General features: G+C 74.6%; 10 protein-coding genes and 2 pseudogenes. 4 read left to right on the top strand and 8 right to left on the bottom strand.

Translation table 11 applies throughout. From position 1 onward, the window contains the following. Positions 1–3: 3 nt before the first annotated feature. The 4 genes and pseudogenes from ACWGB8_RS12005 to ACWGB8_RS11990 all read right to left on the bottom strand — a co-directional run bounded on the left by ACWGB8_RS12005 (position 4) and on the right by ACWGB8_RS11990 (position 5,613). On the bottom strand, positions 4–1,629 hold the full coding sequence (locus ACWGB8_RS12005) for an ATP-binding cassette domain-containing protein (RefSeq protein WP_452212723.1): 1,626 nt from the start codon (positions 1,627–1,629) through the stop codon (positions 4–6). 497 nt (positions 1,630–2,126) lie between these two features. Then, a pseudogene (locus ACWGB8_RS12000) lies at positions 2,127–2,630 on the bottom strand (NUDIX hydrolase); the annotation flags it as partial. 147 nt (positions 2,631–2,777) lie between these two features. Further along, positions 2,778–3,020, bottom strand: a pseudogene (locus tag ACWGB8_RS11995) (NUDIX domain-containing protein); the annotation flags it as partial. Positions 3,021–3,390: 370 nt separating this feature from the next. Then, positions 3,391–5,613 carry a glycogen debranching N-terminal domain-containing protein gene (locus ACWGB8_RS11990; RefSeq protein WP_452212780.1) on the bottom strand — a complete coding sequence of 741 codons (2,223 nt, stop codon included), beginning with the start codon at positions 5,611–5,613 and terminating at the stop codon, positions 3,391–3,393. An 885-nt stretch (positions 5,614–6,498) separates the two neighbouring features. On the opposite strand from ACWGB8_RS11990, the gene ACWGB8_RS11985 reads away from it, so the two are divergent. Next, a complete protein-coding gene (locus ACWGB8_RS11985) occupies positions 6,499–7,812 on the top strand; it encodes an alpha/beta fold hydrolase (RefSeq protein ID WP_452212722.1) in 1,314 nt (437 codons plus the stop codon). A gap of 121 nt (positions 7,813–7,933) precedes the next feature. Here ACWGB8_RS11985 and ACWGB8_RS11980 read toward each other — a convergent pair whose 3' ends face one another. Further along, positions 7,934–9,709, bottom strand: a complete 1,776-nt coding sequence (locus ACWGB8_RS11980) for a DUF4192 domain-containing protein (RefSeq protein WP_452212721.1) — start codon at positions 9,707–9,709, stop codon at positions 7,934–7,936. Between the two features lie 230 nt (positions 9,710–9,939). Between ACWGB8_RS11980 and ACWGB8_RS11975 the strand changes: the two genes are divergently transcribed. Together ACWGB8_RS11975 and ACWGB8_RS11970 are read left to right on the top strand one after the other, a co-directional pair. Continuing rightward, entirely contained in the window at positions 9,940–12,168 is a 2,229-nt protein-coding gene (locus ACWGB8_RS11975) for a DEAD/DEAH box helicase (protein ID WP_452212719.1), read from the top strand. Between the two features lie 492 nt (positions 12,169–12,660). Beyond that, positions 12,661–13,308 carry a hypothetical protein gene (locus ACWGB8_RS11970; RefSeq protein WP_452212717.1) on the top strand — a complete coding sequence of 216 codons (648 nt, stop codon included), beginning with the start codon at positions 12,661–12,663 and terminating at the stop codon, positions 13,306–13,308. A 419-nt stretch (positions 13,309–13,727) separates the two neighbouring features. On the opposite strand, the gene ACWGB8_RS11965 is transcribed toward ACWGB8_RS11970, so the two are convergent. The 3 genes from ACWGB8_RS11965 to ACWGB8_RS11955 all read right to left on the bottom strand — a co-directional run bounded on the left by ACWGB8_RS11965 (position 13,728) and on the right by ACWGB8_RS11955 (position 16,469). Further along, the gene (locus ACWGB8_RS11965; RefSeq protein ID WP_452212715.1) at positions 13,728–14,162 is read right to left on the bottom strand and encodes a hypothetical protein; all 435 of its coding nucleotides are present in this window, start codon (positions 14,160–14,162) and stop codon (positions 13,728–13,730) included. A 706-nt stretch (positions 14,163–14,868) separates the two neighbouring features. Next, the gene (locus ACWGB8_RS11960; protein ID WP_452212713.1) at positions 14,869–15,552 is read right to left on the bottom strand and encodes a ribonuclease HII; all 684 of its coding nucleotides are present in this window, start codon (positions 15,550–15,552) and stop codon (positions 14,869–14,871) included. A gap of 263 nt (positions 15,553–15,815) precedes the next feature. Next, complete coding sequence (locus ACWGB8_RS11955; RefSeq protein ID WP_452212711.1) at positions 15,816–16,469, bottom strand: TetR/AcrR family transcriptional regulator; 654 nt, start codon at positions 16,467–16,469, stop codon at positions 15,816–15,818. A gap of 421 nt (positions 16,470–16,890) precedes the next feature. Between ACWGB8_RS11955 and ACWGB8_RS11950 the strand changes: the two genes are divergently transcribed. Next, a complete protein-coding gene (locus ACWGB8_RS11950; RefSeq protein ID WP_452212709.1) occupies positions 16,891–18,438 on the top strand; it encodes an MFS transporter in 1,548 nt (515 codons plus the stop codon). Positions 18,439–18,514 lie beyond the last annotated feature (76 nt).

The following is an 18,514-nucleotide window of genomic DNA, read 5'->3' as shown; positions in this document are numbered from 1 at the left end:
GGGTCACTCGCTCCGCTGCTCGGGGGTGGTGCCGGTCGGGGTGGTGCCGGTCGGGGTGGGGGTGCTCGGGGTGGGGGTGCTCGGGCCGTGCGTGCCGGCGGGTGCGGGTGCGGTGGGGAGTCCGGGGTCCTGGCGGCTGATCCGGCCGAGCCGGACGGTGTCCCCGTCCGTGCGGTGGGCCGGGACGGATACCGCGCGGCCGCCCGAATCGGTGGCGCTCTTCCGGAACAGGCGGTCCACCATGACGGTCGGCGAGGTGTCGGACTCGTCGGTGCGCCTGACCGAAGCGGCGCCCCGGTCGGGCGCCGACCTCGGGCCGGGTGCGTCGACCGACCCCGCGGCTGCCCCCACCGGGGACGGGACCGACAGCGGCGCGGGGAACTGCGCGGACACCGGTACGGGCGCAGCGGCCGGCACGGGGAGGGGCACCGGAAGCGCTGTGCCGGCGGTGGGCCGCGCGTCGGCGGCCGGTGCCGGCACCGCCTCCGTACGGCGCGTGGTCGGCAGGTCGGCGGGGCGGGCGTCCACCTGGGTGCGGGCATCCGTATGCGGCTCCGCGAACGTCGGCGTGTGGGTCTGCGTGTGGGTCTCCGGGCGGGCCTCCCTACGGGACTCCGACACGCGGGACTCCGCCTGCGACTGCGTGCGGGTCTCCGGGTGCGTGCCGCGGCGGACGTCCGGACGCCGGACCTGGAGGTGTCCGGAGCGGCCGGAGGCCGCCGGGAGCACCGCCCGGGGCGCGGGCTGCTCCACCACGCGGTCGGCGAGCTCGTGGAGCAGGATGCCGTGCCGGTAGGCCAGTTCGCCGATCTCCGTCCGGCCGACGCCGGACACCGCGAGCCCCGCCCCGCCGTCCCGTCGCACCTCGGCCCCCTGGCCGACCAGCAGATCGGCGAGCCGCGCCATCTGCGGACCGCGGACGGCGACCTCCGGACTGAGCCGCGTGCGGCGGAACTCGGTCACCGGCTGGTCCGCCATCAGCCGGCCCTGGTCGAGGGTGACGACCCGGTCGGCGAGCCGCGCGGCCTCCTGCGGGGTGCGGGTGGTGACCAGCACCGTTCCGCCGGCCACCGCGAAGGAGCGCAGGAAGGAGTGGAACCACTCGACATTGCGCGGCGACAGCCCCTCCGTGGGCGCGTCCAGCAGCAGGGTGCGCGGATCTCCGAGGAGGGCGGCAGCCAGGGCCAGCCGCCGGTGCATGCCGGGCGAGAAGGCCCGCAGGCGCTGCTCGGCCACGGTGGCCAGACGGGTCTGCTCCAGCAGTTCGTCGGCACGGCCGACCGGGACGCCGACCGCCGCGGCCAGCATCCGCAGGTGTCCGCGGGCCGTCCGCCCCGGGTGGCCGGTGGCAGTGCCGTCGCCCACCGCCGAACCCGGACCCGGATCGGGCAGCAGGACGCCGACCTCACGCTCCGGACGGCGCAGCCGACGGTAGGTCCGGCCGTCGAACAGCGTGACACCCTGGCCGCGTTCGAGTTCCAGCATCAGCCGCAGCGCGGTGGACTTCCCGGAACCCTCGGGACCCAGCAGCGCCGTCACCAGGCCGGGCCTGGCGTCGAAAGTCAGGTCGAGTACCGTCGGCGGGACGCCCCTTCGGTACACCTTGGTCAGTCCGGTGATCTGGATCATCGCTGGCTGCTCCCATGCCCTCGGCCGACCCGGTCCGCACGTTGCGGCACCGTCGGCGCTTTCCGCCCGCTCGCCCCCGCGCCAGCACATTAGGGGCCGTTGACGGCGATTCCGGGCATTACGGGAGCGGGGCGGGCCGACCGTCCGCACACCTCACCCGATCAGGGGACAATCCGATCCTGCGACGGGCGGGCAGGCAGCCGCGTCGGTGGCGGTGGGTGGGCGGCTGGCCGCAGGGGTGGCGGGCCGGTGGGTGGGGAGCCCGTGGCGGTGGGCCGGGTGCCGGCGGGGCCGACGGTGGGGTCACGGGGCGGGGCGCCGGCAGCGAGGGGCAGGCCGGGCAAGGCGCTCGCACGGTGCGCCTGTGACACCCCGCGCATGCGCCCCGCCGCTTCGGCACTCGGCACTGCGGTTCTCGTGGCTGCAGTGCCGGATGGCCGGGGTCTGGGCCTGGGGCTGGGCGGCTGGGATCCGGGCGGCAGTCGGCCGACCGCCGCTCAGGCTTCCGGGCGGAGCATGGGCGGGTTGAGGACGGTGGCTCCGCCCGGGGTGAACAGCTGGGCCGGGCGACCGCCCTGACGGGTGGTGGTCCCGCCGGAGGGCAGCAGGAAGCCGGGCGTTCCGGTGACCTTCCGGTGGAAGTTCCTGGGGTCGAGCACCACGCCCCACACCGCTTCGTAGACCCGGCGCAGCTCGCCGACGGTGAACTCGGTCGGGCAGAAGGCCGTCGCCAGCGAGGAGTACTCGATCTTGGAGCGGGCCCGCTCCACCCCGTCGGCCAGGATCAGGCCGTGGTCGAAGGCCAGCGGGACGCCGTCGACCGGCGCCTGTCCGAGCAGCTCGCTCACCGGCGCCCAGCGCGCACCGCTCGCGTCCCCACCCGCACGGGGTGTCGGCAGGTCAGGTGCCAGGACCAGGTACGCCACGCTGACCACCCGCATCCGGGGGTCGCGCTGTGGATGGCCGTAGGTCGCGAGCTGTTCGAGGTGGGCGCCCGCCGTGGCGGCACCCGCCGGCCCGTGGGACACGCCCCCCGGTCCGGGCACCCCGTGGCTCACCACGCCCTGGGTACCGCCGACGCCCGCAACGGCGCCGTGGGCAACCCCGCTGTGGACGACAGCCCCGTGGCCCGCCGCCCCGAAGCCGGCCTCGCTGTGCAGCGGGGCGGAGTGCGCGCGCAGACCCGTCTCCTCGGCCAGCTCCCGGGAAGCGGCCTCGGCCAGTCCCTCGTCCTGGCGCACGAAGCCTCCGGGCAGGGCCCAGTAGCCCTGGAAGGGGGGCTCGCCCCGGCGGACCAGAAGGGCACACAGCGCGTGATCCCGCACCGTCAGCACCACCAGGTCGACCGTGACAGCGAACGGGGGGAAGGCCGACGGGTCATAACGCGACATGGACCCGATCATAGTCGTCTCTCTGACGATAAGCACAGGCCGGTGCACGACGGGCTCCTTCGGCCACCATCGAGCCCCCTTCGTCCCGCTCGGCGGCGGGGGCAGAAGGGGCCTCCCGGGCCTTCCGGGTGGTGTCGTGCGTCCGGGTGGTCGGCGCGTCCGGGTGGTGCGAAACGCGGGCGGGCCGGAACGCCCGGCGCCGAGCCGCGGGACCGGGCCTGTCGGGCGGGCGGCCGCAGGGCTGCTCGGCGGCGGCCGCCGCGCACGCCCGGAGCCGGGGCGCGCACTCGCCGGGCCGGCGAACGCCGAAGCACCGACCGGCGAGCACCGACGGACGAGGCGCGGACCCCCACGGCTCGGCTCCGAAGGGTCAGCGGGCGACCAGTTGCAGCTGCGGGGGCGCCTCCTCCACCATCGCCACGCCGATCCGGCTGACCCGCACCGAGAAGGGCTCGCCCGCGACCCGCAGACCGGTCAGCTGGAGCTCGCCCAGCGGGGCGGTACTGGCCGGACGGACCAGCACCCGACCGCCCGGGACGTCCGGCCGTACTCCGGCGAGCGCGAACACCGCGTGCACCGCGCCCGCCGCCGAGAGCGCCGCCGGGCGGCAGGCCGCCGGGTGCGGCACCGGCGGGCAGCCGGTGCTGCGCTGCTCCCCCGCGTACATCTCGGGGAAGCGGCCCTCGAAGTGCGCCGCCGCGCTCAGCAGGCCCTCCAGCAGGGCACCGGCCTCGTTCTCGTGCCCGGACTCGGCCAGCCCGGCGATCGCCAGCGCGGTCTCGTGGATCCGCACCGCGCCGCTGCGGTGGCCGAGCGGATTGAACCGGACGGACTTGGCGCTCAGGGTGCGCAGGCCCCAGCCGCTGTCGAGTTCCGGCGCGGCCAGGCGCTGGGCCAGCAGCCTGGTCTGCTCGCGGTCGAGGAGGCTCTCGTGCCGACCGCCCTCGGCGGAGAGCCCGGTGTCGAGCAGGTGGACGAGGGAGGAGGCCACCGCGGGCAGCGGCTGCCCGCCCGGGGCGAGCGCCGCGGCCGGACGCCCGCCGGAGAGGTCGTCTACCCAGAACCGCTCACGGAAGCGGTCGCGCAGGTCGGCCGCCCAGTCCCGCCACTCCCCAGCGCCCGGACGCCCGAACTCCGCCAGGAGCTCGGCGCCGTGCAGAGCGGCCCGGTGCGCCTGGGACTGGACCTCGGCCCGGGCCGGCACCGGGTGGGCAGCACGGTCCTCCACCGGGCGGCTCAGGTCGGTGACGAACCCGTCGACCAGGCCCCCGCGCAGGGCTTCGAGTGCCCGCTCCGCGGTCGGCAGCAGCTCGGCGACCTCGTGCCGGGGCAGGCCCCAGCGCCAGGCCTCGGCCAGCACCGTCACGAACAGCAGGGTCGCCTCGGTCGCCGTGCAGGTGGGGGGCAGCTCGGGCCCGCCGTGCCGGAGGGCGCCGGGCAGCAGGCCGTCGGGGCGCCGCCCCGGTGCGCCCTGCCCGGCCGCCCCCTGACCGGGCCCGGGGGGCTGCTGCTGGCGGCGGGCCAGGGCCCGCAGCGTGCCGACGGCGAGCCTGGTGCCCAGCGGGAGCGTCAGCCTGGCCGCCCACAGCGCGTCCGCCGGAGCGAGCCCGAACCGCCACGGGGCCCCGGAGGCGGCGTAGAGGTCGGTGGGCCGGTCCGGGTCGGCGAACAGCAGCCCGCCGAGGGCATCCAACGAGCGCGTCACCAGCAGCTCGGCCCGGGCGTCGTCGCTGCGCACCTCGGGCTCGGCCCACGGCAGCGGTACACCCGGTCCGCGACCGCCCGGCGGCCGGGGACCCGGCGCGGTCGTCTCCAGCTCGATGCGCAGCTCGACCGACCAGCGGGCGCCGGGCTGGATCTCCAGGTCCCAGCGGAGCACCCCGGCTCCGGCGAGGACCGCGTGCGGCGACGGCTTGGCCGAGACGGTGGCGCTGTGCCCCGGGCCGGCCCAGCGCAGGCCGGCGGACTGCACCTGGCCGGGCAGGTCCGGCGGGCGGTGTCCGGCCGCGATCTCGCCGACCGGCCCGAGGTCGGTACCGAGGGCCATCTCCAGCGGCAGCCGGGCGGGGCGGCTGCCGCTGTTGCGTACGGTGACGGTCTCGACGCCGTCGGCGTGCCGGAGCCGTTCGACGGTAAGGGCCGGGTCGGGGTCGAGGTCGCCCGGGACCCGGACCGCCCCCATGAAGCGGGCTTGCGCGGCGGTCGTCAGGGCGCCCTGGAGGGGCAGCGGCTCGACGCCGCCCAGGCGCAATTCCATCCGGGCCAGCACCCGGACGCCGGACCGGTAGAAGCCGTGCAACCCGTGTCCGCGCAGTTGCCCGTCGGGGCCGGACGCCGCCATCGCGGGCGCGTTGACGCAGAGCACCGCGTGGTGGATGGCTGCGGGCTGCGGGCGGGGCGGCGCTGCGGCCGGTCGGGCCTGGCCCGCGGGCGCACCCGGTGCGCCGGGCGGCATCCCGGGTGCGGCCGGGGGCATGCCGGGCGCACCCGGGATACCCGACGCGGTGCCGATCGGCCCCTGGTCGGGACGACCGACCGGTCTCGGCGCGCCGCCGACCACGGTCTCGGCCGGCATGGCCTGTGGTGGCCTCATGGCGGTCACCGGACTCTCCTCCCCTCGGCGGTCCGGTGGCCGGTCAGGCCGTGGGCCGCGAGCATGCTCGTTCGCGTGCTGATCTTGCCGTGCCGTCGGGCCGGTCCCGTCGGCGGTGTGCCGTGTCCGGCCGTACCCGTTGCGGGGTCGTGCCATGCGGCACCCGGCACCGCCCGGTACCGCCGCCGCTCCGGACCGGGTCCGTCTCCGCACCCGGTACTGCTCTCCTGCGACCCGGCGAGTCGTTCCCTACGACAGGTGGTCGTCGTCCTTCCTGGTCCTGCTGCCGGTGTCGCACCGGCTCCGTGGAACCGCGCGCGGACCGTTGCCCGGTGCGTCCCCTCCCCCGGGGGCGTCGGCGGGCCCGCCGAGCGGCCCGGCACGGCTGCCGGTCCGCAGGCCGGTCCGTTCGCGCGCCCCGTACCGGAGGCTCGCTCCGGCCCGGATGCGCCGGGGCGAGCCCGGTCCGGCACGGCCCGCGACCGGTCTCGCGTCGGGCCCGTCGCTGCGGTCGCCGCGATCGTGCACCACCGTCCTCCGGCGACCCCCTGCGGGGTTGAACGCCGGGGACCGGCCGCAGGTAACGCGTCGACACCCCCGTGGGTCGCCGCTCGGGTCGGGCACCCGGCTCGACCGGGCCGCCGTTCCCCCGGGCCCGTACCCCCGCCGTCCTGCTGCCGTCCGGCGCCGTTCCTGGTCGAACCGCACCCTGACCCGGTGCCGCCGACCGGATGCGCCGCCCTCCCCGACGATGGCCGCGGACGGCAACCGTCGAACCGGCGCTCGATCGCCGCCAGGATACGGTGCGGGGGTCGTGGCGCCCGCACCGGCAACACCGTGGACGGCGCCCGGACCCGCTGTGATCAGCAGATACCGAGGAGTTGTATGTCCACCGCCAGCCGGCTGCCCGGGATTGTCACGACCGACCACGTCTTCCACCTGCCGCTCGACCACTCCGCCCCGCAGGGCGAACAGATCGCGGTGTACGCCCGCGAGGTGGTGGCCTCGGGCCGGGAGAAGGACGAGCTGCCCTGGCTGCTCTTCCTCCAGGGCGGGCCCGGCGGCAAGGCCGGCCGTCCGCTCGGTCGCGACACCTGGCTGGTCCGCGCCCTGGACGACTACCGGGTGCTGCTGCTCGACCAGCGCGGCACCGGGCGGTCCACTCCCGCCAACCGGCAGACGCTGGCCCGGCGCGGCGGCCCGCAGGAGCAGGCGGACTATCTGGCGCACCTCCGTGCGGACTCGATCGTGCGCGACGCCGAACTGATCCGGCACCGGCTGCTCGGCGCGGACCGCAAGTGGAGCGTCCTCGGACAGAGCTTCGGCGGCTTCTGCACCCTCACCTACCTCTCGTTCGCCCCCCAGGGCCTGAGGGAGGCGTTCATCACCGGCGGTCTGGCCGGGCTGCGCAGCTCGGCCGACGACGTCTACCGCGCCGCTTACCCGCGGGTGGTCCGCAAGAACGAGGCGCACTACGCCCGATACCCGCAGGACGTCGAGGCGGTCCGCCGGATCGCCGCACACCTGTCCGCGTCGCCGGCGACCCTGCCCGACGGCGGACTGCTCACCGTCGGCGCCTTCCAGGGCCTGGGCATGCTGCTCGGTTCCGGCTCCGGCTCCGACGTCCTCCACTACCTGCTGGAGGAGGCCTGGGTCGACGGCGTCGACGGACCGGAGCTGTCGGACACCTTCCTGGCCGGCGTCCAGGCCAAGCTCTCGTTCGCCGAGGGCCCGCTGTACGCCGTACTGCACGAATCGATCTACGGACAGCGGTCGGTGGACCCGGCCGCAACGGCCTGGTCGGCCGAGCGCGTCCGCAAGGAGTTCCCGGAGTTCGACGCCGGGGCGGCGCTGGAATCCGGGGCCCCGGTCCTGTTCACCGGCGAGATGATCTACCCGTCGCTGTTCGAGACCGACCCGGCGCTGCGCCCGCTGCAGGAGACGGCGGAACTGCTCGCGGCCCGCACGGACTGGCCCGACCTGTACGACCCGGCGCAGCTCGCCGCCAACGAAGTTCCGGTGGCGGCGGCGGTCTACCACGACGACATGTACGTCGACACCGCGGACTCGCTGGACACCGCGCGGTCGGTGCGCGGACTGCGGACATGGATCACCAACGAGTGGGAGCACGACGGGCTCCGGGTCAGCGGCGGCAAGGTCCTGGAGCGCCTGATCTCGATGGTCCGCGGCGAGGTCTAGCGGCGGCACCAGCCGCAGCCGACGGGGCCGGTCCCGGTGCCGGGCGGAGCGTGCGCCCCGCCCGGCCACCGGCCGCATCCCGGACTGCTCGGACCGCTCGGACGGCCCGGGCCGCCGGGTGTCAGACATGGCGTGACCCGACGGGCCTGCGCCGCGTTCCCCGGCAGTTGCGCCGGGCCTCGGCGGTGGTCTGCCGGGGGAAGCGCCCCAGGCGCACCTTGGCGGAGGCGGGCGGCCCCGCGGCGGGCCGGTCGCAGGACGCTGCCGAGCGCGCCGCCTGGCCGGCGGCCGGCCGACAACCGGGCACACGGTGCGCCTGGGCCCGGCGGTACCCCCCGACCGGCGGCGGGCCGACCGGCGGCGCACCGGGCGACGACAGACCCGGCGAGAGCGGACCCGCCGGGCCCGCGCCGAAGGCGTCCGTGCCGGTGCCGGGGTCAGGACCGGGGCCGGTTCCGCTGCCGGTACCGGTGTCGGCGGGATCCGAGCCGATGTCCGCCGTCGTCGAGACCTCGGTGCCCGGGGCGTCCACGGTGCCCGGCCCGGGCTCGCCGGCGGCAGGCCTCGTCCCGTACTGGTCCCCGGCCCCCTGGTGGACGGTCGAGGCAGCCCCCGCGGCCGCCTCGACCGCGCCGGGCCCGACGGGCGGAGCAGCCTCGATCTGCAGGCACGCACCGCCGCGCGTGGGCGACCCGCCACCCGGCCGCTTGGGTACCGGCTCGCTCCCGTCCTCGGGGTCGTCGCCCGACCCCAGCTCCTCCGCCGGGCTCCTGAGCCCGGCGGTCTTCGCCCTGCGGGCACGCTCGGCCCGGACGCCCTCCAGCAGCAGCTCGGGGGTCAGGCCTCCGTTCAGCGACTCGTACAGCAGTTGGGCGAGCAGGTACGAGGGGTCGAGCCTCAGGGTGTGCGCCAGGACCACGCGGGCGGTCGCGGTGTCGCCCGCAACCCAGGACGTCCAGGCCAGCAGGGTGAGCGGCGGCGCGGCCAGCTCGGTGTACGGCGGCACGCAGCGCCTGGCGAGGAAGCGCCACAGCCGCTGGGCGGGTGCGAGTTCGCCGGACTCCGCGTACTCCGCGGCGCGGTCACGGAGCTGTCTGTCGCGCAGGGCCACCAGCAGCACCGCCGCACGCTCCTCGTCGAGCTCGCGGGCTCCCGCCGCGAACTCCACGACCGCCCGGTCGAGCAGCGCCGCCGACTGCTCGCGGAGCTCCGCGGACCCGCCGAGGGTCTCGACCGCGCCCCCGCCGGGCGCGCCGGCCAGCGCCCGGGCAATGGCCAGCCGCTGGCCCTCGGCGACCGGCGGACCGACCGGGGACAGGCCCGTCACGATGGACTTGCGGCTGCCGCGCGGCGCCAGGCCCGCGAAGGCCGCCGCGGCGGACACCGGACCCGGCGCCCGGTCGAACCGGCGGATCGGGTTCCCGCCGGGGTCGCAGCAGCCCTCGCCCCGGCAGAGGAAGGACCACCAGCGGCCGCCGGAGATGCAGAGCGACTCCTTCACCACCACCCCCCGCTGCTCGAAGGACGTCCGCAACCGTTCGGCGAGCGGACCGAGCCGTTCGACCGTCGGCGGGCCGTGCCCGTCGCCCGGGTCCTGGCACAGGTAGAGCAGCACCTGCTCGGGACGGCGGTACCGCTGGGCGGAGAGTTCGGTCAGCAACTCGGCCGTTTCCTTCGCGACGGTCGGCCAGTCCGCCGTCGAATCGGGGATGTCCAGGCGGATGACCCCGCCCTGGTGGAGGTCCGGCCCCTGGAGGCCGACCGCCACGATGCTGTCGTCGGGGAAGAAGCCCATCAGGTAGGGCAGCAGCTCGGCCATGTCCGCCGGACCCCGCATGGTGACGGACTGCGCTCCGGGAACGGGGCCGATGGGACGTGCGATGCGTTCGTTGGTCATGGCCGGAAGACTGCCGCGAATCCGCCAGAATTTCTTGAATTCCCTTTTTCCTGTGGATGAGCCGGGTCTACGAATATTACTTATACTCGTCCGGATCTGCGCCGTTCACTCCACCGGCCCACATTTGACGATTATTCAGGCGGGCTCCGAAGCGAATTCGAGGCCCCCGGAACCGCCGCCCGGACACGGCGGTTCGCCTCCTGTCGGACTCACGCGGTTACATGGACGGCATGGAGCAGCCCGACACCCACACCAATCCCGTCACCCCCGCCGCCACCGGCAGCGCCGCGACGGCCGCCGACCGCGCCGAGGTCCGGACGCGGGCGGAGGCCGTGCTGCGCGAGCTCGCCGGGCCGGCCGCCGTCCTGCGCGAGGACCAGTGGCTGGCCATCGAGGCCCTCGTGGTCGACCACCGCCGCGCACTCGTCGTGCAGCGCACCGGCTGGGGCAAGTCCGCCGTCTACTTCATCGCCACCGCCCTGCTGCGCGCCCGCGGCGCAGGTCCGACCGTGATCGTCTCGCCGCTGCTGGCGCTGATGCGCAACCAGGTGGACTCGGCCGCCCGCGCCGGGATCCACGCCCGCACCATCAACTCCGCCAACACCGACGAGTGGGACGCCGTCCAGGCCGAGGTGGCGGCCGGCGCGGTCGACATCCTGCTGGTCAGCCCCGAGCGGCTGAACAACCCCGACTTCCGGGACCAGGTCCTGCCCAAGCTCGCCGCCTCCACCGGCCTGCTCGTCGTCGACGAGGCCCACTGCATCTCCGACTGGGGCCACGACTTCCGGCCCGACTACCGCCGGCTGCGCACCATGCTCGCCGACCTGTCCCCGGGCGTCCCGGTGCTCGCCACCACCGCCACCGCCAACGCCCGGGTCACCGCCGACGTCGCCGAGCAGCTCGGCACCGGCAGTGGCGACGAGCACGCCCTGGTGCTGCGCGGCCCGCTCGACCGAGAGAGCCTCACCCTCGGCGTGCTCGCCCTGCCCGATCCCGCCCACCGCCTGGCCTGGCTCGCCGACCATCTCGACCGGCTGCCCGGCTCCGGCATCGTCTACACCCTGACGGTCGCCGCGGCCGACGAGGTCAGCTCCTTCCTGCGGGAGCGCGGCTTCCCGGTCGCCTCCTACTCCGGCCGGACGGAGGACGCCGAGCGCCGCACCGCCGAGGCCGACCTGCTGGCCAACCGGGTCAAGGCCCTGGTCGCGACCTCGGCCCTCGGCATGGGCTTCGACAAGCCCGACCTGGGCTTCGTGGTGCACCTGGGCTCCCCCAGCTCCCCGATCGCGTACTACCAGCAGGTCGGCCGGGCCGGGCGCGGCGTCGACCGGGCCGAGGTCCTGCTGCTGCCGGGCCGCGAGGACGAGGCGATCTGGCGCTACTTCGCCTCGCTGGCCTTCCCGCCCGAGGAGCAGGTCCGGCGGACGATCGACGCGCTCGCCGAAGCCGGGCGCCCGCTCTCCACCGCCGCCCTGGAACCCCGGGTCGACCTTCGCCGGGCCCGGCTGGAGACCATGCTCAAGGTCCTCGACGTGGACGGCGCGGTGCGCCGGGTCAAGGGCGGCTGGACGGCCACGGGCCAGAGCTGGGAGTACGACACCGCCCGGTACGCCAAGGTCGCCGCCTCCCGGGAGGCCGAACAGCGGGCGATGCGCGAGTACGCCGCCACCACCGGCTGCCGGATGGAGTTCCTGCGCCGCCAGCTGGACGACGAGCAGGCCACCCCGTGCGGTCGCTGCGACTCCTGCGCCGGGCCCGCGCACGGCACCGAGGTATCCGCCGACACGCTCGCCGCGGCCCGGGCCGCCCTGGGACGCCCCGGCGTGGTCTTCGAGCCCCGCCGGCTCTGGCCGACCGGGATGGACGCGCTGGGCGTGCCGCTCAAGGGCCGGATCCCGGCCGGCGAGCAGGCCGAGACGGGCCGCGCGCTCGGGCGGCTCTCCGACATCGGGTGGGGCAACCGCCTCCGCACACTGTTCTCCGAGCAGACCCCGGACGCACCCGTCCCCGCCGACATGGTCGACGCCCTCGTCGCCGTCTTGGCCGACTGGGCGCGCGGCCCCGGCGGCTGGGCCGGGCCCGAGAACGCCGACGGCACCCGGCTGGAGCGTCCGGTCGGGGTGGTCACCATGGCCTCGGCCGGCCGCCCCGCACTGGTCGGCAGCCTCGGCGCACGGATCGCGGAGATCGGCCGCCTGCCGCTGCTCGGGCAGGTCGCCTACGCGGGCGGCCGCCCCCCGCACGGCCCGCGCAGCAACAGCGCCCAGCGATTGCACTCGCTCGCAGGCGCGCTCGTACTGCCTCCGGAGGCCGAGGCCGCGATCGCCGGGGCCGGCGGCCCGGTCCTGCTCGTGGACGACCTGGTCGACTCCGGCTGGACGGTCACCGTCGCTGCGCGGCTCCTGCGCAGGGCCGGGGCGAGTGCGGTGCTGCCGCTGGTCCTGGGGGTGCAGGGCTGACCGACCGCGGCCCCGGAAGTGGCCGGACCCGCTCGGGCCGGGCCCGCTCCTACCGGGCCCGGCACCGGGGCGAACGGGGGCACACCGCGGGAAGAACGGCGACGCGAGTTCGAACGGCACTCGAACGGGCGAATGGCTGCCCGAGTAACGCACGGCAACGGAAGTGAAAGGAGGGAGAGGAGCAGATGCGAGCGGCGATCGACAGGGCCCTACGGGCGGGCCGGAACACAGTCCGGCGGCACCTGAGTGCCGGTCGCACGGCGGTGGAATATATCCGGCAGAACGTGGGCTTTCGGGCGGCGTTCATCATTTCATCGTTGCCGGTCCGACCCATCTGCCGTGAGAATTGGACCGTACCCAGAGCCCGGTCCCAAGGACCCGGTGTTCGGCGTACGCAGCTACCCGCGTGCCCGTGGGTCGGGAAGGAGGACCGTGATCAACGGTATCGACCGCGGTCAGTATCCCCCCACCCGGAGCCCCTGTCCCAAACGGGTGGTGGACCTGGAGACGTGGGCCGCCTCCGGGATCCCGCACCTGCGGGATCCCCGCGACTTCGTCCTGGAGCTGCACCAGCGCCACCTGCCGCAACCCGGCACCGTGGTCGTGGGCGTCCTGGACACACTGCAGCGGCTGACCGCCTCCGCCTCCTTCGCCCCCTGGCCGCACCAGACCGACGGCTGGCAGCACCGCAACGCCCTGCTCTCCCACCTCCGCCAGGTCACCCCGCACGACCTGCGGCTGGCCGCCCCGGTCCGGACGGCCGTCCTGCTCCGCTGCCGCGAGGGCACGGCCGGCTGGACCGAACAGGACGGTGCCTGGATGTGGGCGCTGCGCGACGCGGCGACCCTGCACGGACTGCGCTGCGGTGCGTACATCACCCTCGCCCCGGCCGGCTGGCAGATCCTGGGCGAGGAGCGCAGCGGACGCACGCCACACTCCGGATCATGGACGGACGGGCCGGTCCACACGGTGACCGAGCTGCCACCGCGCTCCGCCCTCGAAGGGCAGCGCCCGACGCGGCCCGGAGCGGACCGCACCCCGCGCACCGAACGCGGGCAGCGCGCCCGCGGGACGGACCGGTCGTGGACGCCGTCGGTCGTGACCGCGGGCGAGCCCGTGCGGCGGACCGCCAGCCGCTGACCCCGCGGGGTCCGCCACCGGTACGCCCCTCGGCACCCCGGCGGCGGTCCCGCGCAGCTGCCGCACGGCGGCCCCGTCCGGCCCGGCCCCGGGCAGGCCCAGCCGGGACGGCGGGGCGCCGGGGACACCCGACCACCCACGGACGGGGCCGCCGGCCGAGCCCGCAGCGGGTCGGCGCAGGCCAGGACAACCGGGTGCGCCGTCGCACCCGCCCCGCTACAGCACCGCCACCGCCACCGCCCGCTCCCACGAGAACGGGGAGGGAACGCACAGCAGCGGCCGCCCACCCGAGAGCGGACGGCCGCAACGCAACCGGACACGATCCACCCGGCCGCACCGAACACGCACGACCGGGCAGTACCGCACCCGACGAGAACACAACCGTGGCCGGACGGACCACGACGACAAGGAGGACGGACCTACAGCGAGCGATCGAGCGCCGAACCGGCGGCAGCAGCCGCCAGAGCCGCGGGACCGGCGTCACCGCACACCACCAGCAGCGACGACGCATGGGCCACAGCCCGCTCGTACGCCGCGGCGACCGAATCCGTACCGGCGCCACCGCCGTTGACGGCCAGGACCACGACCTCGCGACGCACCGGACGGCTCGACGAGACATCCGGAGGGAGGGCATCGGCGAAGAACGCATCCGCATAGAACACGTCACCGCCCTCGGCGAGTTGAGCCCAGTATTCGGCCGCGCCGAAGGACAGCTCGTGCTGCGCCCACGGGTGTGCGGAGCCGACCGTCAGCACCAGGATGTCGGCCGGGTTGTGGTCGGAGTCCAGCAGCAGGTCCACGGCCTCGTCGGCGCGGGCCAGCGCATCGGCCGTCGAAGCCGACACGTACTGCACGGCGATCTCCGGGCTCCCGGCCGGCGGAGCTGCCGCAGCCTCCGGCCCGGCAGTGGCAGGGCGGCGCGGCGCGGGACCCGGCTTCGGGACCTGCGTCGGACGCGGCGGCGGCCCGGGCCGGGCAGCGCGCGGCGACGCCGGGCGCGGAGGCGCGGGCCGGGGTCCGGGCACCGGGGCAGCGGCCACTGCGGTCGTACCCGCAGGGGCCGAGCCGGCCACGGCGGACCCGCCGGTGGTGTTGGTGGGGCTGGCGGCGTTCGAGCCGGCAACAGCAGGGGTGCGAAGGGCTTGTGCGTCCGACTCGCGGGGGAAGGGAACGCCGGGGCCCGGGAGGCTCTTATGAATCTCCGGCTCCTCGGGGAAGACAGGCATACCCGGATATCTATCAAATGCCGGTCGGATGCGCACGGGCGCCCCACCCATTGGGACCCGGATCGGCGCATCCGTATGCATCCGTGACTTGTCCGCGACCGGGCGGCAACCCATGGGCAACTCCCCGGCGACCAAACGGCGTCCGCCGTGACGAGGACTCCACACCACCCGCCCGCGTGTCCGGGCGCACAACACACCACCGGGAGGCCGAAGGACGGACGGGCAGAACGGAACACTCCACCGGACGGACCGGCACACGGCCCGACCGACAGAACCGACGGGGCGTCAGCGACGATTCACGCGCGAAGCCCGAACGGGCAGCCGCGGGTCGGGCTCAGAAGCCGAGCGTCAGCTGCTCGTCCATCGGGGCGTGCAACCGGCCGCGCTTCAGGTGGCTCCACCTGGGCAGCCCGTCCATGAACGCCCAGGACGTCCGGTGCTGTTGCGTCGGACCGAGTTCCTCCAGCGCCGCGCGGTGGACCGGGGACGGGTAGCCGGCGTTGTCGGCGAAGCCGTACTCGGGGTGCGTCTCGCCGAGTTCGGCCATCATGCCGTCGCGGTGCACCTTGGCGAGGACGGACGCCGCGGAGACACAGACACAGGACTGGTCGCCCTTGATCACAGTGCGCACCCGCCAGGGACCGCCGAGGTAGTCGTGCTTGCCATCGAGGATCACCGCGTCCGGCTCGACGGGCAGGGCTTGGAGCGCGCGTACGGCGGCGAGCCGCAGGGCTGCCGTCATGCCGAGCTCGTCACACTCCAGCGCAGTGGCGTGACCGAGTGCATAGGCGGTGACCCAGTCGGCGAGCACCGGGGCGAGCGCCTCCCGGCGCAGTTCGGTGAGCAGCTTGGAGTCGGTGAGGCCCTCCGGCGGCTTGCGCATCCCGGTGACGGCCGCCCCCACGGTGACCGGTCCGGCCCAGGCTCCGCGCCCCACCTCGTCGAGGCCGACGACGATCCGGGCTCCGGCGCGGCGCAGAGAGCGCTCGACGGAGTGTGTCGGCGGGACGACGGGCATCAGGGGTTTCCGTTCAGTCGGGGCACCTCCAGCCTAAGGCCCGCCCGCACCGCCGTCCGACCCCCGTCGGGGCCAGACCCACGCCCAGCACCGCCCCCGTCCACGCACCCACGTTTCTGCACCGTCCACGCCCGCACGCCCGCACGCCCGCACGCCCCACGGCATCCCGGCACCACCGCACCGCCGCGCCCCTGCAGCGCCGCCCCGGGGCGACCGGTCACCCTCTAACCGCCACCCACCGGCTACCGACTACCGACTACCGACTACCGGCGGACGAGCGGCATCATCACCTCGTCCACGAGTTCCAGCACGAAGGCGGGCGGCATGGGCCGGCCGCAGGTCTTGATCCGGTACAGCAACATCGCCGGAACGATGTCGGCGACGAGCGGACTGGCGGCCGAGCAGGGGCGGACGTCGCCGCGCTCCTCGCCCCTGCGGAGGATCTCGACGATGGTGGCCCGGGTCGGCTGGATCACCCGGTCGTTCGCGAAGTCCTTGAAGACCTCGGCCTGCTGGTGGTCGAGTTCGGCCATCAGGACGTTCATGGCGCTACCGGCCGGGGAGTTGATGGCGGCAGCGAAACTGCCGATGAGCTGCAGGAGTTCACTCCGGACCGACCCGAGGTCGGGGGCTTCGGTGGGGCGTGGCAGAGTGGAGTCCAGGGCGTCGATGACCAGTTCGACCTTCGATGCCCAACGCCGGTACAGCGCGGCCTTTCCGGTCCGGGCTGCCCCGGCGACGCCTTCCATCGTCAGCCGTGCGTATCCGCCGGAGGTGAGCTGGTCGAGTGTGGCCTCGAAGATCGCCTCCTCCAGTGCTTTGCCCCGTCGGCGGATCGGCCGGGTCAGCGCCTCGGCCGCACTCTTCACGGGGCAGCCGGCCGACGCCGACACCACCGGCCGCGACGCGACCGGCATCACGGGCACCCCGGGAACCGACCCACACGCCGCCCCGGACACCCTCCCGGGCGGCACCGACGCCGACAATACCGGCACCGACGGCGAGACCGGCGCGGACGGGTCCGCGGGCGACTCCGCAGACGACTCCGCGGATGGGTCCGTGGACGAAGCACCCGCGACAGGACCGCCGTTCGTCCAGGTCGGGGCCGGTGCGCCGGCCTGCACCCCGCCCGCCTGAACCCCGCCCGCCGCTCCACCGCGCCACGCCAACTGAGCCATTGTCACCAACCTTAGAGAACGCTTGCGTTCACAATCCTGCACCGGATATCGTCCAGAGTAGTGAACGCAACCGTTCCTTCATAGCGCGCGCGAAGCCGCACCACCATGCCGGACCGATGTCCGCAGCATGCGAAGCACATAGCCAGCAGGGGGCACAATCGTGGCTATTTCCACCGTCAAGACGAAGAACTCACCACCACAGGGGGCGAAGAGCGGGAGCAAGGGCCTGGCCCTGACCGTCATCGCGGCCACCCAGCTGATGGTGGTGCTCGACGCCACCATCGTGAACATCGCACTGCCGCAGATCAGGGACGCGCTGCAGTTCTCCACCACCGACCTGTCCTGGGTCATCAACGCCTACACCCTGGCCTTCGGCGGTCTGCTGCTGCTCGGCGGCCGGGCGGGCGACATCCTCGGCCGGCGGCGGGTGTTCATCGCAGGCACGCTGATCTTCGGCCTGGCCTCCCTCCTCGGCGGTCTCGCCCAGGACAGCACCCTGCTGCTGGCCGCTCGCGCCCTGCAGGGCATCGGCGGTGCGATATGTTCGCCGACCGCCTTCGCACTGATCGCCACCAACTTCGACGAGGGCCCGGAACGCAACAAGGCGTTCGGCGTCTTCTCCGCGGTGGCCGGCTCCGGTGCCGCGATCGGCCTGCTGGCCGGCGGTCTGCTCACCCAGTACCTCGACTGGCGCTGGGTGTTCTTCGTCAACGTGCCGATCGCGATCCTGATCGCCGTCGCCGCGCCGCGCTACATCGCCGAGTCCGAGCGCCAGTCCGGCCGCTTCGACCTGCCCGGGGCGCTCACCTCGACGATCGGCCTCGTGGCCCTGGTGTACGGCTTCATCCGCGCCGCCTCCGACGGTTGGACGGACCCGCTGACCCTGGGCTCCTTCGCGCTCGGTGTGGTGCTGATGGCCGTGTTCTTCGCGGTCGAGCGCAGCACCTCGCAGCCGATCACCCCGCTGCACCTGTTCGCCGACCGCAACCGCACCGGCGGCCTGGTGATGATGCTCTGCCTGGCCGCGGCCATGTTCGGCATCTTCTTCTACATCACGCTGTTCGTACAGGGGCCGCTGAACTACGGTCCGCTGAAGGCCGGCTTCGCCTTCCTCCCGATCAGCGTGGCGATCATCATCGCCGCCCAGCTGGCGTCCACGCTGCAGGTCAAGTACGGCCCGAAGCCGTTCATGGCCGGCGGCGCGGCCCTGGTCACCATCGGTCTCACCTGGCTGACCTTCATGGACTCCGACAGCGGCTACATCGACGGGGTTCTCGGCCCCACGGTGATCTTCGGCTTCGGTATGGGTCTGATCTTCGTCCCGGTGATGCTGCTGTCCGTGGCCGGCGTCGCCGACGCGGACACGGGTGCCGCCTCGGGCCTGCTGAACTCGATGCAGCAGATCGGCGGTTCGCTGGGCCTCTCGATCCTGACCACCGTCTTCGCGCACTACGCCAAGGACGAGGCCGACAAGCAGCTCCCGGGCTTCATGGCCACCGCGACGGACCTGCAGAAGGCCGAACTCGTGAAGACGCACGAGTTCCCCAAGGGCACGCTCGCGGCCAACGAGGTGCTCGCGACCGGCATCTCGCACGGGTTCATCGTGGGTGCGGTGCTCGCGGCCCTCGCGCTGGTGGTGGCGGTCTTCGTCATCAAGGCCAAGGCGAGCGACCTGCCGTCCGGCAGCTCCGGTGTGGCCATGCACTGAGTCACTGACCGCGCCCCACCTGGGCGCGGGCACGCAGAAACGAATCGGCTGCGGGCCGGTCGGGAGATCACTCTCC

Source organism: Kitasatospora sp. NPDC054939 (assembly GCF_053610105.1).
Note: the sequence above shows the minus strand (reverse complement) of the source record. Positions and strands in the feature narration are given on the sequence as shown.